This is a genomic window from Streptomyces sp. NPDC059957, from assembly GCF_042730015.1.
GTDB lineage: Bacteria > Actinomycetota > Actinomycetes > Streptomycetales > Streptomycetaceae > Streptomyces.
Genome location: NZ_JBHWMB010000039.1, coordinates 58,745 through 74,360, shown reverse-complemented (window position 1 = coordinate 74,360; position 15,616 = coordinate 58,745). Strand labels below are relative to the sequence as shown.

Sequence of the window (15,616 nt, the reverse complement as noted above, 5' to 3'; positions counted from 1 at the left end):
TTTTCCCCTTTTGTGGGTTTTTTTTTGCTCTGGGGGGGGGGGGGGGGGGGGGGGGGGGGCCGTGGGGGGGGGGGGGGGGGGGGGGGGCCCTTCTGCCCCCCCCCGCGCCCTGCGTCCACCCGGAAGTATCTTGACGTCAAGATTAATCTCCGGCAGGCTTCCGCTGGTATCTCGATATCGAGATACTTTCGCGGGGGCTCGGAGGCAGCGGGATGCGGCGGCGAGGTACGGGGATCCGGAAGGGTTCGCAGGGGTGGCGGGGGCGCCGGGAGCGGCCGGGGCGGGGGCAGGAGCGGGAGCGACGGCCCGGACTGGTGGCTCAGTTGAGGCGGCCGCCCGGGGGCCGGGACGCCCGGATCATGCTGCTCGCCCAACTCCTGGACCGCACCGGCACGGGCGTGTGGGGTGCCTCCTCGGTCCTCTACTTCACCTTCGTCATGGACCTGGACGCCGGCCGGATCGGCCTCCTGCTGGGCGCCGCGGCCGTCGCCGGCATCGCCGGATCGCCCCTGGCGGGGCACCTGGCGGGCCGCTTCCCCGTGCGGTCCCTGCTGATCGGCTGTCACCTGCTGCGCCTCGGAACCCTCGGCGCGCTGCTCGTGGTCACCCGCTTCGACGTGCTGCTGCCCCTGGTCGCCGTCACCTACCTCGGCGACCGGGCGGCCAAGGCGCTGGAGATGCTCTTCGCCACACGGGTGGCGGGTGAGCGGCGGGGCACCTATCAAGCCCTGTCGCGCAGTACGGCCAACGCCGGGTACGCGGTGGGCGCGGGGATCGCCGCCGCCGGTCTCGCGGTCGGGACACCGGCGGCCTATCAGGCGCTGATCCTGGCCAACGCCCTGTCGTTCCTCGCGGCCGCGGCGTTGGTCTGGCGCACCCGGGAGCCGCGAGCCGAGGGGCGCTTGGCCGCGGGCACGGCCACGGCCGCGGGTAAGGGCAAGGGGGACGTGGCGACGGGGGACGCGGCGGCAGAGGGCGATGCGCCCGGGGCTGCGGCGCCCGGGGCTGCCGCGCCCCGCCGGACGGGGGTGCCGAGCCCGTGGCGGGACCGCGGCTACCTGCGCTTCGTCCTGTTCGACATCCCGCTGAACCTCGACGACTCGGTCCTGGCCGTCGGCCTGCCGCTCTGGCTGGTGGCCCACACCGACGCACCGCACGCCCTGGTTCCGGCCTTCCTCGTCATCAACACCGTGCTGGTCGTCGTACTCCAACTCCGCGTCTCGGCCAGGTTCGAGGAACCCCGCCAGGCCGCGGCGGCGGTCTCCGTGTACGGGCTGACGATGCTCGCGTGCTGCGTCCTCCTGGCCCTCACCTCCGGGGCCGGGGCCGTCGCCGCGACGGTGGCGCTCCTCACCGCGGCGGTGCTGGTCACGGCGGCGGAACTGCTGCGGTCGGTGAGCTCCTGGGAGCTGGCGGTCTCGCTCGCCCCCGAGGAGGCGCGGGCGTCGTACCTGGGCGTCGCGGGCATGGCCCAGTCCGTGCAGAAGTCCGTAGGACCGCTGCTCCTGACCGGAGTGGTGATGACGGCCGGGCCCGCCGGCTGGCTGGCCCTCGGCGCGGGGATCGCGGCCCTGTCGGTGGTCCAGCGGCGCTCCGCCGCCCGCCGCCTGGACTCCGTGCTCGCCCCGCCCGCTCAGTCCGCCGCGCGCACGGGCTGAAACGGCGTACCCCCGGCGCCGGTGCGGGCGCCGGGGGTACGCGTACGTACGGATCAGGCTTGGTTGGCCGGACCGTCCATCGTCCAGGCGGAGTTGTGCGCGGCGAACCCGATGTGCGGGTAGTAGTCCACGGCCGCCGGGGCTGCCAGCAGGATCAGCTTGGCCTGGGGTGCGGCTTCCCGGGTGGCACGGATGAGTTCCTTGCCCACCCCCTTGCCTTGATAGGCGGAGTCGACCGCGAGATCGCTGAGGTACGTGGAGTACGCGCCGTCCGTGATCGAGCGGGAGATCCCGATGAGCCGGCCGTCCTCGTCGCGGGCGACGATGACCAGGTTGGCGCCGGCGAGCATCCGGGTGAAGCGCTGGGTGTCCTCCACGGGACGGCGCTCGGCGAGGGTGGACGCCCGGTACAGGGCGGCCGCCTCTTCCACGTCGAGGGCGCTGCCGATGACCTGTTCACACTTCCACATGCTGGTGAGGCTCCTTGCTGGGTTCTTCACTGATTTCTTCGCCGGCTTCTTCGCCGAGCCGGTCACTGAGTGCTTCGAGCCGGGACTTGAGGTGGTTCCTGTTGGTGAGGAACCGTCGGGGGTCGAGGAGGTCGGCGGGGACGGCCACGCCGCGGATCGCCAGGGCATCGGCCAACGGGACCTTTGTACGCCAGGTTTCGTCGGCGGCCGCCTGGACCAGCCGGTACGCGTGCTCGCGTTCCGCGCCGTCGGCGACCAGACCGAGGAACACCTCGGAGGAGTGGACGAGGCCGTGGGTCTCGTCGATGTTGCGGGCCATCCGCTCGGGGAAGACCTCCAGGCCCCGGATGACGGCCGCGGCCGAGACCAGCTGGTAGTGCGCGATCGTCAGGCTGTCCGGCAGGACGATCCGCTCCACCGAGGAGTGCGCCAGGTCCCGTTCGTGCCACAGCGCGACGTTCTCGTACGCGGCGCCCGCGTTGGCCCGCAGGACCCGCGCCAGTCCGCACAGCCGCTCGCTGGTCGTCGGATTGCGTTTGTGCGGCATGGCGCTGGAGCCTTGGTACGCGCTGGTGCGGGGTTCGTCCACCTCGCGCACCTCCGTGCGCTGGAGCATCCGCATCTCCAGGGCGAACTGCTCCACGACGGCGCCGGTGATGGCGAGCGCCGACAGCAGCTGGGCGTGCCGGTCGCGGGCGACGACCTGCGTCGGGATCGGTTCGGTCCCCAGCCCCAGTTCCCCGCACACGTACTCCTCCACCTGAGGGGAGATGTGGGAGTAGGTGCCGACGGGGCCCGAGACGGTCCCCACCGCGACCGCCGTACGGGCATCCGCCAGACGGGTCAGGCAGCGGCTCATGGCCAGGGCGTGGACGGCCAGCTTGTGCCCGAAACTGGTCGGCTCGGCGTGGATCCCGTGGGTGCGGGCGATGCACACGGTGTCCCAGTGCTCCAGGGCCCGGTCCGTCAGGATCCGGGTGAAGGAGCGGGCCGCGTCCAGGACGAGGTCCATCGAGCGGGCGAGCAGGTACCCCTGCGCGGTGTCGACGAGGTCGTAGCTGGTCATGCCGTGATGGACCCAGCGTGCCGAGTCGGCCGGCATCGTCTCCGTGTAGGCGGCCAGGAACGCGAGGATCTCGTGGTCCCGTTCGGCCTCGAGTTCCCTGATCCGCGCGACCGGCGGCACCGGAGCCCGGCGAATGTCGGCCAGGGCCTCGTCCGGAACGACTCCGATACCCGCCTGCGCGGTGCTGGCCAGTACCTCGACCCGGACCCACGTCTCGTACGTGGACTCCGCGGTCCACAGCGCCGCCATCTCCGGCAGCGCGTAGCGCTGGATCAAGGCACACCTCTTCCCGTAGCCCGGGGGCGCGCCGTGCCGTCGGCCGGCGACCCGTTTCCACCCTCCGTACGGTAATAGATGCTAGGCCATTTTGGCTATTACCGAATGGGGGCGGGAGGAGGTGACGCTCCAGGACCGCCGCCACGCCGTCCTCGTCGTTGCCGGCGGTGATCTCGTCGGCGACCGCCATGCTCGCCAAGGTGCGGCGCCTGGTGCTGATCGTCAGCGGCGCCGCCAAGGCGGAAGCCCTCGCCGGCATGCCCGAGCGCGAGATCTCGACCGACTTCCCGGCCGCGACCTTGCGCACGAACCCCAACCTCGTCGTCGTCGCCGACCAGGAGGCGGTTTCGAGGCTGGGCTGACCCGGCGAGGGGCGGATCCCGGGCTCCTTTAGAACCAGGTGAGGGTGAGGGGGAAGGTGGTGGTGGCCTTGGCTCCGGTGGTGTCGGTGGCGGTGGCGGTGATCTGGATGGTTCCGGTGGCCCAGGGTTTGCCGGTGATGCGGCCGGTGGCGGCATCGAGGGTGAGGCCCCAGGGGAGTCCGGTGGCGGTGTAGCGGACGGGGGGTTTGCCGCCGGTGGTGGTGAGCTGGATGGTGCAGTTCTGGTTGAACTTGCAGCTCTGCGGGCCGGGGTTGGCCAGCTTCAGCTCGGCCGAGGTCGGGGTCGGGGTGGGCGTGGGTGTCGGGGTGGGTGTGGGTGTCGGGGTCGGGGTGGGCGTCGGGGTGGGTGTCGGCGTCGGGGTGCCGCCGCAGCCCGGGGTGGCCTCCGGGGGGAGGGGGATGCGCCAGATCTGGGTGTCGTTCTCCGAGCCGACGAGCAGGCTGGTGCAGTCGGCGTAGGTCACCGTCTCGCCCTGCGACTGGGCGGGCAGGGCCACGTCCGCGAGCTTGGTGCCCGAGGTGTCGTACACCGAGGCCGTATTGGCCCCCAGCGGTCCGCCGCTGCGCAGGGTGTACGAGGCCCCCGACGGGGAGAACGCGCCGTCGGTGGCGAAGACCGGACCCGGCCGGACGGCGGTCAGGGTGTTCAGCTGACCCGGTACCGGCGCCGGCGGAGCCTGGTACAACTGGCCTGCCGCGCCGATGAGTTTGCTCGCGATGTGGATGCGGCCGGTGACGGGGTCGGCGAGCAGGGATTCGGCGTCGTGCTTCCCGTCGGCGTAGGCGAAGCGGTAACTCACCGGCGTCACCGAGGCGTTGGCGAGCTGGTCGGGCTCGGTGAAGGAGTGCACGGTGATCTCGGCGCGGCTGCCGAAGTTGTCGCCGATGTCGCCGACCAGGATCGCGGGGCGGCCCGCGGAGTCCTTGCCGATGGCCAGTCCCTCCCAGTCGGTGTTGCCGACCCCTGAGACCGTGTACGTGGCCTTGAGTAGGCCGGTGGCGCCACTGCAGTCGATGGCGAAGACCTGGTTGGTGTTCCCGCTGTCGTTGACGGCGTAGAAGACGCCGGGGTGTTTTCGGCTCATGGCGAGCCCGCTGATCTCGGCCATGCCTCCGGGGAGGGTGCACTGGCGCTCGGGAGCCGCGGCGGCGCCGACAGTGCCGGACAGGGGTGCGGACGCGGGCGTCAGCGTGGACGCGTCGGCGGGCCCGGCGGCGGGTCCGGTCAGCCAGGCCGCGGCCGGCAGGGCCGTGGCGAGGGCCGCGGTGGCGAGGGCGGCGGCCCGCGGGGGTGTGAGGAGTAGTCGTAACATGCCCACCATGTGAGGGGGTGTCAGGTAAGGGCGCCAGAGTCAATCGCCGTCCGTTTGAGCATCGTTCAATGCCGGGTGGGCATGTTCAGGCCGTCGGGAGGGGCTCCTCCGGTCGGCACGCCCGGGGCGCGCGGTGCCCGCGGCCCGTGCGGTCAGCGCGGTCAGCGCGAGGGCTCGCGTACGGGTGCCTTGTGCCGGGCGTGTGCGATGAAGGCGCGGGCGGCCCGGCTGAGCGGCCGGCGGGCGTGCGCGATGCCCACCGGGCGCAGCAGGGGCGGGGTGAAGGAACGTATCTCCGCCCTGCTGCCGAAGGCCCTGGCGACCACGTCGCGGTACCAGATGAGGGAGCCGCGGCCGTCGGTCACCCCGGTCACCCAGCCGAGACGTTCGTCGACCTCCAGACAGGGCACCGGACGCACGCCCAGGCAGCTGAACATGGCTTCCATCTCGGTGCGTCGGCCGGTCCCGGGAGTGGGCAGCACCATCGGCAGCCCGTCGAGTGCGCGGAACGGGAGCGGGTCGGGCAGTGCGGACCCGACGGGTGAGATGAGCACCACCTCGCGCTCCTGGATGTGGTGGGTGGAGAGCTCCCCGTCGAGGGGGAGGTCCACGAGTGCCAACTCGGCGCGCCCCTGGGTCAGTTCCTGGACCACGGCCTCGCGGCTGTCGTACTGGTGGAGTCTGACGTCGAGGCCGGGATGCCGCTCCGTGAAGGTATGTACCAGCTCAGAGGCCAGATCGAGGGCCAGGGTGGGGGTGGTGACCATGGACAGGGCGGCCCTGGCGCCCAGTCCGTGGGGGGTGCCGATGTCGTCTATGGCCTCCACCGCGTCGAGCACGGTGCGGGCCAGCCGGACGACCCGGGCCCCTTCCGGTGTGAGATCCACCCCCCTTCCCCGGCGGGCGAGGAGATCGACGCCGAGGTCGCGCTCCATGGCTTGGACGGCCCGCGACAGGGCGGACTGGGCGACGAACACGGAGGCTGCCGCGCCGGTGATGGAACGGCAGTCGGCGACGGCGACGAGGTAGCGGAGCTGGGCGAGGGTGGGGGTCATGACCGGACGGTAACCGGGCGGGGGTGTACCTGTAAGACCGCGTCAGGTGAACAACCGTCAAGCTTCGCAAAGGTGTTCATGCCGGACCGGTGACAACTCATACCGATGCGGCATGAGCCCGAGCGGCCGAGGTGCGTCGACCGGTGGGCCGGGGACGGGGCGTCCGGGTGCAACACCGCAGGCCATGGCATTGACGGGAGCGCGCCGGAGGCATGGGTAGGAGGCCGCCAGGGTGGCCGGAAGCCGCCCGGGGTGCGAAGTGAACGACTCCGGATGGCCGTTGACAGTGCAGGGCCGTCACCGCACGATGCATCCCGGCAACAGGGAATTTGACCACCGCTCAACCCTGCCCCGCCTCACCGCCCGGCCGTTTCGCGCGCCTCCCGCCCCGGATCCGCAGCGGGAGGGCGTCTCGTCCGCCGCCCTTCGCCCACGCCTTCCCCGGTCTTCCGTCCCACACTGCGCCATGTCACACAGCACTGGAAGAGGAGCGTCCGTGTCCCCCCAGCCCGAGCCGTCCCCCCAGCCCTCGCGTGCCCTTCCGCCCCAGCAGCCCCCGCCGACTCCGCGCCCTGCACGGCCGTCACCCACGCCGCGGCCTCCGCGATCCGGTCGGCCCGCACAGCCCGCGCAGCCCGCACGAACCGAGACGGCCGGGCGATCGGGGGAGAAGCCTGCACCGCTGGGGGAGCGGACCGCGCCGGCGGGCTCCGAGCCGGCGGGCTCCGGGCGGGCCGAGCCGTCGGGCTCCGAGTGGACCGGGCCCTCGGGCTCCGCCCAGGCCGGGCCGGCGGCCTCCGCCCAGGCCGGGCGTGCGGCGTCCGCCGGGCGGCTCCGCGCCGCTGACCGTGACCTGGTCGTCGCCGTCAGCCCGTTCGAGGAGCCCAACCCGCGGATCGTCATCGCCGCCGAGCGCTCCGGCGGCCTGGGCCTGCTCGACCTCGGCCGGGACGCCGGGGCCGCGCGGGGCGGCATGGCCGAGATCGCCCGCCGCCTCGGATCCGGCCGCTACGGGGTGCGGGTGCCCGCGGGCTGCCCGATCGGGCCCGGGGAGCTGCCGGCCGAGGTGGACACCGTGCTGCTCGCCGACCCCGCGGGCCACACCCCGGACGGGGTGGCCGGCTGGGCGGCCGCCGCCGGGCGGCCCCGGGTGTGGGCCGAGGTCACCGGTTCGGCAGAGGCCGCGGCGGCCGTGGCCGCAGGGGCGGAGGCGCTCGTGGCCAAGGGGCACGAGGCGGGCGGCCGGGTGGGCGGGACCACCACCTTCGTCCTCCTCCAACAGCTGCTCTCCGAAGCCGGGTTCGGGCTGCCGGTACGGGCCCACGGCGGGATCGGGCCGCACACCGCGGCCGCGGCCGTCGCGGGCGGAGCCGCCGGGGTGCTGGTCGACGTACAACTGGCCCTCACGCCCGAGGGGGAGGCCGGGCTGCCCGCCGAAGTGGCCGCGGCCGTACGGGCCATGGACGGCTCCGAAACCAGGCTGGTGCAGGGCCACCGGGTGTACGCGCGCCCCGACCTGACCCCGCCGCCGGGGCCGGTCGCCACCCTGCTGGGCGCCCGGGACCTGCGGACACAGCCGCTCCCCGTCGGGCAGGACGGGGCCTCGGCGGCCCGGCTGGCCGCCCGCTACCGGACGACCGGAGGCATCCTCCGAGGCATCCGGTCGGCCGTCGCGGGACATCTGGCGGCCGTCGTACGGGCCCGGCCGCTGGGGGGCGGCCACGGCCCGGGCCGACCGCTCCCGGTGGCGCAGGGGCCGATGACCCGGGTCAGCGACCAGGCGGCCTTCGCCGAAGCGGTCGCCGCCGGGGGCGGGGTCCCCTACCTGGCGCTCGCGGTCATGGAGGGCCCACAGGTGCGCAGGCTCCTCGCCGAGACCGCCGAACGGCTCGGGGAGCGGCCCTGGGGCGTGGGGATGCTCGGCTTCGCCCCGGCCGAGCTGCGGGCCGAGCAGCTCGCGGCCGTCGCCGAGGTGCGCCCGCCCTACGCGATCATCGCGGGCGGCACCCCGGGACAGGCGGCCCCGCTGGAGGCCGCCGGGACCCGGACGCACCTCCACGTGCCCTCGCCGGGCCTGCTGGAGCGCTATCTCGCCGACGGGGCACGGCGGTTCGTGTTCGAGGGGCTGGAATGCGGGGGCCACGTCGGGCCCCGCGCCTCGTTCCCGCTGTGGGAGGAGCAGATCGAGCTGCTGCTGTCCTGCCCCGAACCCACCTCGCTGGACGTGCTGTTCGCGGGCGGGATCCACGACGCACGCTCCGCCGCGATGGCCGCCGCCGCGGCGGCGCCGCTGGCCGAACGGGGTGCGCGCGTCGGGGTGCTCATGGGCACCGCGTACCTGTTCACCGAGGAGGCGGTGGCCGCGGGCGCGGTCCTGCCCCGCTTCCAGCGGGCGGCGCTGGAGTGCGCGGACACCGTACTGCTGCACACCGCGCCCGGACACGCCACCCGCTGCGCGGTCACCCCGTACGTGGACACCTTCGAGGCCACCCGGCAGCGGCTCGCGGAAGGCGGCGCCGAACCGCGGGAGGTGTGGGAGGAGCTGGAGCGGCTCAACCTGGGCCGGCTCCGGATCGCCAGCAAGGGCCTGCGCCGCGGGGCCGACGGCTCCGGACTGGAGCCCGTCGGCGAGGAACAGCAGGACTCCGAGGGCCTGTTCATGCTCGGCCAGGTCGCCGCTCTGCGCTCCGGGACCACCACGATCTCCGCCCTGCACGCCGAAGTCACCCAGGGTGCGACCGAGTTGCTCCGCCGACGGGCCCAGGAGCTGGCCGGTCCGGACCCCGAAGCCGGTACGGCGGCCGCTGCCGACGCCGCACGGCCCGAGCCGCTGGACGTCGCCGTCGTCGGGATGGCCTGCGCCTACCCCGGCGCACCGGACCTCGCCGCCTACTGGGCCCGGATCCTGGACGGGAGCGACGCCGTGACCGAGGTCCCGGCCGAACGCTGGGACCCGGCACTCCACTTCGACCCCGACCCGGCACGGGCCGGTGAGCGCACCCCGTCCCGCTGGGGCGGCTTCCTCGGCCCGATGCCCTTCGACGCCCTCGCGCACGGCATCCCGCCCGCCTCGCTCGCCGGGATCGAGCCGGTGCAGCTGCTCGCCCTGGAGATCTCCGCACGGGCCCTGGCGGACGCCGGGTACGGCAAGGACCGGGAGTTCGACCGGTCCCGGACCTCGGTCGTGTTCGGCGCGGAAGCCGGCACCGAGCTGGCGGGCGCGTACGGGCTGCGCGCGCTGTACCCCGGCTACCTGGGCGAGATCCCTCCCGAGCTGGAAGAACAGCTCCCGCGGCTCACCGAGGACTCCTTCCCCGGCGTGCTCGCCAACGTCATCGCGGGCCGGGTCGCCAACCGCCTGGACCTCGGCGGCGCGAACTGCACGGTCGACGCCGCGTGCGCCTCCTCGCTGGCCGCACTCGACCTCGCCTGCCGCCAACTGCGCGACAAAGACAGCGACATGGTGCTGTGCGGGGGCGCCGACGTCCACAACGGCATCAACGACTACCTGCTGTTCTCCTCCGTCCGCGCACTGTCCCCGGCCGGCCGCTGCCGGCCCTTCGACTCGGCCGCCGACGGGATCGCCCTCGGCGAGGGCGTCGGGGCGCTCGTGCTGAAGCGGCTCGCCGATGCGGAACGGGACGGCGACCGGGTGTACGCCGTGATCAAGGCGGTCGGAGCCGCCAGCGACGGACGCTCCCTCGGCCTGACCGCACCCCGGCCGGAGGGGCAGCGCAGGGCCCTGGACCGCGCCTACGCACGAGCCGGGATCAACCCCGGAGAGGTCGGCCTCATCGAGGCGCACGGCACCGGTACCGTGGTCGGCGACACCACCGAACTGGCCGTACTGACAGCCCTGTTCACCGAGGCGGGCGCCGCGCCCGGAGCCTGCGCGCTGGGCTCGGTGAAATCGCAGATCGGGCACACGAAGTGCGCGGCCGGGCTCGCCGGGCTGATCAAGGCGGTCCGGGCGGTCCACTCCGGCGTACGGCCGCCGACCCTGCACCTCGACGCACCGGTCCCGGCCTGGAAGGCGGAGGCCAGCCCGTTCTCCTTCGACACCGGGGCTCGGCCATGGGCGGTGCCCGCCGAACGGCGGATCGCCGGGGTGAGCGCCTTCGGGTTCGGCGGCACCAACTACCACGCGGTGCTGACCGGTTACGCGGGGGCCGAGGAGCCCCGGCACGGACTGGAGGAGTGGCCGGCCGAACTGTTCTGCTTCCGCGGCGAGGACCGGCGCGCGGCGGGCCGGGCGATGGCCCGGCTCGCGGCCAGGCTGGAAGAGAACGACGCGGCCGGGCGTCCTTGGGCGCTGCGGGACCTCGCCGCCGAGGCCGCGGCCGCTACGGGCGCGGTACGGATCGCGGTGGTGGCCGCCGACCTGGACGAGCTGGCGGCCCGGCTGGAACTGGCGCGGGCCTTCACCCCGGGTGCGGGGGTGCACGTACGGGAGGAATCGGCGGAGCCCGGACAGGTGGCCTTCCTCTTCCCCGGCCAGGGCAGCCAACGGCCGGGCATGCTCGGTGAGTTGTTCACCGCCTTCCCGTCGCTCCGGGAGCTGCTGGACACGGCGCCGAGCGCGGTGGTCTCCGCGATGTTCCCTCCGGCGGCCTTCACCGCGCAGGGTCGGACCGCCCAGCGGGCCGCGGTCACCGACACGAGGGTGGCCCAGCCGGCCCTCGGGCTGGCGGGCTCGGCGGCGCACCTGCTGCTGGGGGAGCTGGGCGTACGGCCGGACTGCGTGGCCGGGCACTCGTACGGCGAGCTCACCGCCCTGTGGGCGGCGGGGGTGTGGGACCAGGAGAGCCTGCTGCGGCTGAGCGCGCGCCGGGCCGAGGCCATCCTCGCGGCCGCCGGCGCGGACCCGGGGTCGATGGCGGCGGTGACGGCCGCACCGGAGGAGGTGCGGGAGATCGCCGCGCGGGCCGGGTGCGTGATCGCGAACCACAACGCACCCCGCCAGTGCGTGATTTCGGGGCCGGCCGCCTCCGTCACCGAGGCGGTGGCCGCCCTGCGGGAGGCGGGCCTCTCGGCCACCCCGCTCCCCGTGGCCTGCGCGTTCCACAGCGAGGTCGTGGCGGGGGCGGCCACGGCCCTGGCCGAGGAGCTCGCCGGGACGGAACTGGCCGACGCCGCCGTCCCGGTCTGGTCGAACACGACGGCCGGCCCGTACCCGGTCACCGCCGATGCCGTACGGGACCTGGTGGCCCGTCAGGTCGCCGAGCCGGTCCGGTTCGTGGAGCAGGTGGAGCACATGTACGCGGCCGGAGTACGGACCTTCGTGGAGGCCGGACCGGGCCGCGTCCTGTCCGGCCTGGTCGGCCGCATCCTGGGCGACCGGCCGCACACGGTGGTCCCGCTGGACGTGCCGGGTGAGCACGGGCTGCTCCGCCTGGTCACGGCGCTCGCGGAACTGGCGGCGGTGGGCGTCCCGGTGGCACCCGAGGCCCTGTTCCGCGGCCGCACCTCCCGGCTCCCCGAGCGCGCTCCGCGCCGCCCGGGCTGGCTGGTCGACGGCCACCTGGTCCGCACCCGGGACGGCAAGCCCGTCCCCGGCGGCCTCCGCCCGGCCCGCCGGGTCCACGTCACGGTATCCGAAGGAAAGGGAGCCCAGCAGATGGCGCAGCCGAAGAACGGCACCGGTCAGGTGGGGAGTTCCGCCGAGCCGGGGCCCCACGCGAACGGCACCCCGGTGATCCTGCCGGCCCCTGCCGGGGGCGGGCACTGGCTACCGGCCTCCGGCCCTGCCGGGGCCGGCTCGGCCCGGGGCTCCGCCCGGGAGGCGACCCCGGCGGACGGCCGCGAGAACGGCCGCTTCGCGAGCAACGGGCACGGCGCAGCCCCTGGCGGGGGTCCGGGTGCGGGCGGTCCGGGTGGGGGCTTCGACCCGGCGGGCGGTGCGATCGCGGGGCGCGTCGAGGGTCCCTTCGCGGGGCCGGGGGGTGGGGGGCCCGTCGAGGGCGGTCCCTGGTCGCAGGGCGCGGACGCGGGTTCCGGCGCGGCCGGTCCGGGCGGCGGCTTCGCGGAGCCGGGGAGCGGCGGTCCTGCCGGGGGCGGGCACTGGTTGCCTGGTGGGGGGCCGGGTGCGGGTGGCCCGGGTGGAGGTTTCGGTCCGGCGGGAGGCCCGATGGGCGGCTACGCGGACCCGCGCACCGGCCGGGCCTGGGTTCCGGCGGCCGATGGGGCGCCGTTCCTCGCCGGGGGCGGCGGGCCGGTGGCCGGTCCGGTCGTGGGGGGCGCGGACGGCCGGCTCCTCTGGGCCGCGAACGGCGGGCCCGGTGCGGGCCTTCAGCCGCCGGCGGGCCCGACCACCTGGCCCGGGGCCCGCACCGGCGACATGGCCGAGCACCCGGCGCCTGCCCCGGCGGACCGCCGGGAGGAGGCGGTGCTGGAGTACCTGCGCGGTTCGCGCGAACTGGTCCAGGCGCAGCGGGAGGTCATGATCGGCTACCTGGCTTCGACGGTGGCACCGCCGCTCTGGAGCGGCACGGACCCGGCTCTGCCCCGGTACGCCGCCGGTACCGGCCAGGCCCTCGCCATTTCACCCTCCGCCGGCGGTGCGAGCCATGGCCCCGCGGGCCCGCAGGATGTGTGGGCGGCCCAGGGCCGCGACGCGGGACAGGAGTTCGCGACCCCGCCGGGTGCGGGGGGCGTCCCGGGGATCCTGCAGGGCGCGGTTCCGGCCGCCTTCTGGTCCGACCCCCGGCCGGACGGCCGAAGCGTGCCCGGGGGTGCCGATGGCGCGTGGCCCGGGGCCCATGGCGCGGCCCCGGTGGGCACGGAGCCCGGGGTGGGGGACTCTGGCCCGTGGCGGACGGGCGCTGTCGGCGCGGCCCCGGGCGCCGGACTGCCCGGCAGCCCGGGAGCGACCCCGGGGATGTTCGGGGACGCAGCCCCTCACGCGGCGCGGGCCGAGTTCCGTGTCGACGGTGAGGGCCTGATGGGAGGTGCCGACGCCTCTTGGTCCCTGGCCCAGGCCGGGGGCTCGGGCTCCGGAGCAGCCGGACCGTGGCGGACGGCTCCGGGTGGGCCGGCGTTCGACGGTGCCGCCCCGGGTACCGGGACGGTCGACGGTGCGGCACCGGGCTTCGGGATGCCCGGCGGCTTCGCCGCAGGTTCCGGGTCGCCCGGCGGCGTCGCCTGGGGGGCCGGGGTGCCCGGCAATGCGGTCCCGGGCTCGGGGATGCCCGGCGGGGCGGGCGTGGGTGCGGGGACCCCCGGGGGTGCGGCCCACGGGGGCGGGATACCCGGGGGTGCGGCCCACGGGAGCGGGATGCCTGGCGGTGCGGCCCCCGGTTCGGGGGTGTCCGGAGGTGTCGCCTCGGGCGGCGGGATGACCGGAGGTGTCGCTTCGGGCGGCGGGATGACCGGAGGTGTCGCTTCGGGCAGCGGGACGGCCGCCGACGCGACCCCGGGCGCCGGGATGCCCGGCAACGGGGACTCTGGGCAGGGTCTGCCCGGGGGTGACGGTCGTGGGGGTGTCGGCGGAAGCGGGGGCGCGGCGGGTGGGGGGCCGCGGTCCGCCGAGGAGGTGATGGACGTGATCGTGGAGATCGTCCACACCCGGACCGGGTATCCCCGCGACATGCTCGCTCCCGAGCTGGACCTGGAGGCGGACCTGTCCATCGACTCCATCAAGCGGGTCGAGATCATCGGGGCCCTGGCCGACCGGATCGGCCTGCCCCAGGACGCGGGCGGCTCCGCCGAGTCCGCGATCGAGGAGCTGTCCCGGATCAAGACCCTGCGCGGCATCGTGGACTGGGTCTCCGGCCACACCGCCCGCCCCGAGCCGTCGGCCGTCGAAGCGGAGGCCACGGGACCATCGGCATCGTCGGCCCCGCCCGCGCTCGGCCGGCTCCGGGTGGAGCTGCACGCGCTGCCGCCCGCGCCCGGCGACCCGGAGGTCCTGCGGGGTCTGCGGATCGGGGTCGTAGGGGAGGCCGGGGAGCTCGGAGACGGTCAGGGCGTCGTGCCCGCGGTCACCGGAGCCCTGCGTGCACACGGTGCGGATGTCAGCGAACTGGCCGAAGGACAGGCTGGGTTCGACGCCCTCCTTGACCTGTCCGCCCTGCGCCCGGGAACGGCGCCCGTCCTGCCCGAGGGCTTTCCCGGGCTGCAACGGGCCCTGACCGGCGGTGTGCACCGGCTCCTGCTGGTCACCGTCCGCGGCGAGTCCGCCGGAGCGGGAATGCACGGCTTCGCCCGCAGTGCCTCCCTCGAATACCCGGGCAGGCTGATCCGCGCCGTGGAAGTCCACTCCAAGGAGGCCCCGGAGCGGATCGCGGCGCAGCTCCTCGCCGAGCTGAGCTGCTCACCGGCTGCTCCGGCCGCTCCAGCCGAGCCGGCCGACGCCACCACGTCCGTGGACGCCCCCGCCTCCGTCGCCTACACCGCCGACGGCCTACGGGTCACCCCCCGGCCGGTACCCGCACCGCTCGCCCCCGGCGACGGGACGCCGCCCCTCGACGCCGGCTCGGTGGTCCTGCTCACCGGCGGGGCCCGCGGGATCACCGCCCGGACCGCCCTTGCGCTGGCCCGCGCCACCGGATGCCACGTAGAACTGATGGGGCGCACGCCTCAACCAGCAGCAGAGGCGGACGAGTTCGGGCACGCCACCGACCGTGTCGCCCTGCGCGCCGCACTGATCGCCACCGGCCTGCGCACCCCCGCGGAGATCGAGGCCGCGGCCTCGCGGATCCTTGCCGAGCGCGAGGTGCGGGCCACCCTGGCGGCCCTCGCCGGCGTGGCCGCGTCCGTCGGCTACCACTGCGCGGACGTCACGGACGAGCAGGCGGTACGGGGCGTCGTGGCCGCCGTACGGGCCCGTCACGGCCGGCTGGACGGGATCGTGCACGGAGCCGGGACCCTGAACGACGGACTGCTCCGGGACAAGCAACCAGCCGCCTTCGCCGAGGTGTTCACGACGAAGGTGACCGGCGCACGGCACCTCGCCGCCGCTGCGGCCGAGCACGGCGCGACGCCGGCCCCCCGTTTCCTCGCCCTGTTCGGCAGCGTCGCGGGCGTGTACGGAAACCGGGGGCAGACCGACTACGCCGCCGCCAACGACGCCCTCGACGGCCTCGCGCACCTCTGGGCGGAGGACTTCCCGGGCCGAGTGCTGTCCCTCGACTGGGGCCCCTGGGCCGCCGCGGCGGGCGGCATGGTCAGCCCCGAACTGGCGCGCGCGTACTCCCGTCGGGGTATTCCGCTCATCGACCCGGAGGCGGGCGGCGCCGCGTTCCTCGCCGAACTCGCGCACGGGACCGACGTACAGGTGGTCCTGATGGCGGCAGACGGGCACGAGGGGAGTGAGCGGCGTGACTGACCGCCGTCGACAGGGCCGGGGGCAGAGCCAAGGCCAAGTTCAGGGCCAGGGGCAGGGCTCCGGTCAGCGGA

General features: G+C 75.1%; 7 protein-coding genes. 3 read left to right on the top strand and 4 right to left on the bottom strand.

Annotated elements, in window-relative coordinates; all coding sequences use genetic code 11:
• Positions 1-359: 359 nt before the first annotated feature.
• The gene (locus ACFWBW_RS25080) at positions 360-1,658 is read left to right on the top strand and encodes an MFS transporter (protein ID WP_385376312.1); all 1,299 of its coding nucleotides are present in this window, start codon (positions 360-362) and stop codon (positions 1,656-1,658) included.
• Between the two features lie 53 nt (positions 1,659-1,711).
• Here the strand turns inward: ACFWBW_RS25080 and ACFWBW_RS25075 are convergent, their stop codons facing one another.
• Positions 1,712-2,128 carry a GNAT family N-acetyltransferase gene (locus ACFWBW_RS25075; protein ID WP_385376309.1) on the bottom strand — a complete coding sequence of 139 codons (417 nt, stop codon included), beginning with the start codon at positions 2,126-2,128 and terminating at the stop codon, positions 1,712-1,714.
• The gene (gene purB, locus ACFWBW_RS25070) at positions 2,115-3,470 is read right to left on the bottom strand and encodes an adenylosuccinate lyase (protein WP_385376306.1); all 1,356 of its coding nucleotides are present in this window, start codon (positions 3,468-3,470) and stop codon (positions 2,115-2,117) included. Before purB ends, ACFWBW_RS25075 begins: the two co-directional genes overlap by 14 nt.
• 167 nt (positions 3,471-3,637) lie before the next feature.
• On the opposite strand from purB, the gene ACFWBW_RS25065 reads away from it, so the two are divergent.
• Entirely contained in the window at positions 3,638-3,832 is a 195-nt protein-coding gene (locus ACFWBW_RS25065; protein ID WP_385376303.1) for a hypothetical protein, read from the top strand.
• A 28-nt stretch (positions 3,833-3,860) separates the two neighbouring features.
• On the opposite strand, the gene ACFWBW_RS25060 is transcribed toward ACFWBW_RS25065, so the two are convergent.
• Positions 3,861-5,165, bottom strand: a complete 1,305-nt coding sequence (locus ACFWBW_RS25060; protein ID WP_385376300.1) for a putative Ig domain-containing protein — start codon at positions 5,163-5,165, stop codon at positions 3,861-3,863.
• A gap of 161 nt (positions 5,166-5,326) precedes the next feature.
• A complete protein-coding gene (locus tag ACFWBW_RS25055; protein WP_385376297.1) occupies positions 5,327-6,220 on the bottom strand; it encodes a LysR family transcriptional regulator in 894 nt (297 codons plus the stop codon).
• Positions 6,221-6,716: 496 nt separating this feature from the next.
• On the opposite strand from ACFWBW_RS25055, the gene ACFWBW_RS25050 reads away from it, so the two are divergent.
• Positions 6,717-15,545, top strand: coding sequence for an SDR family NAD(P)-dependent oxidoreductase (locus ACFWBW_RS25050; RefSeq protein WP_385376294.1), 8,829 nt, complete (start codon positions 6,717-6,719; stop codon positions 15,543-15,545).
• Positions 15,546-15,616: the final 71 nt, after the last annotated feature.

Bases quoted from the DNA above. Each gene is read 5' to 3' on its own strand.
- ACFWBW_RS25080 (WP_385376312.1), top strand. From the start codon at position 360: ATGCTGCTCGCCCAACTCCTGGACCGCACCGGCACGGGCGTGTGGGGT.
- ACFWBW_RS25075 (WP_385376309.1), bottom strand. From the start codon at position 2,128: ATGTGGAAGTGTGAACAGGTCATCGGCAGCGCCCTCGACGTGGAAGAG.
- ACFWBW_RS25060 (WP_385376300.1), bottom strand. From the start codon at position 5,165: ATGTTACGACTACTCCTCACACCCCCGCGGGCCGCCGCCCTCGCCACC.
- ACFWBW_RS25055 (WP_385376297.1), bottom strand. From the start codon at position 6,220: ATGACCCCCACCCTCGCCCAGCTCCGCTACCTCGTCGCCGTCGCCGAC.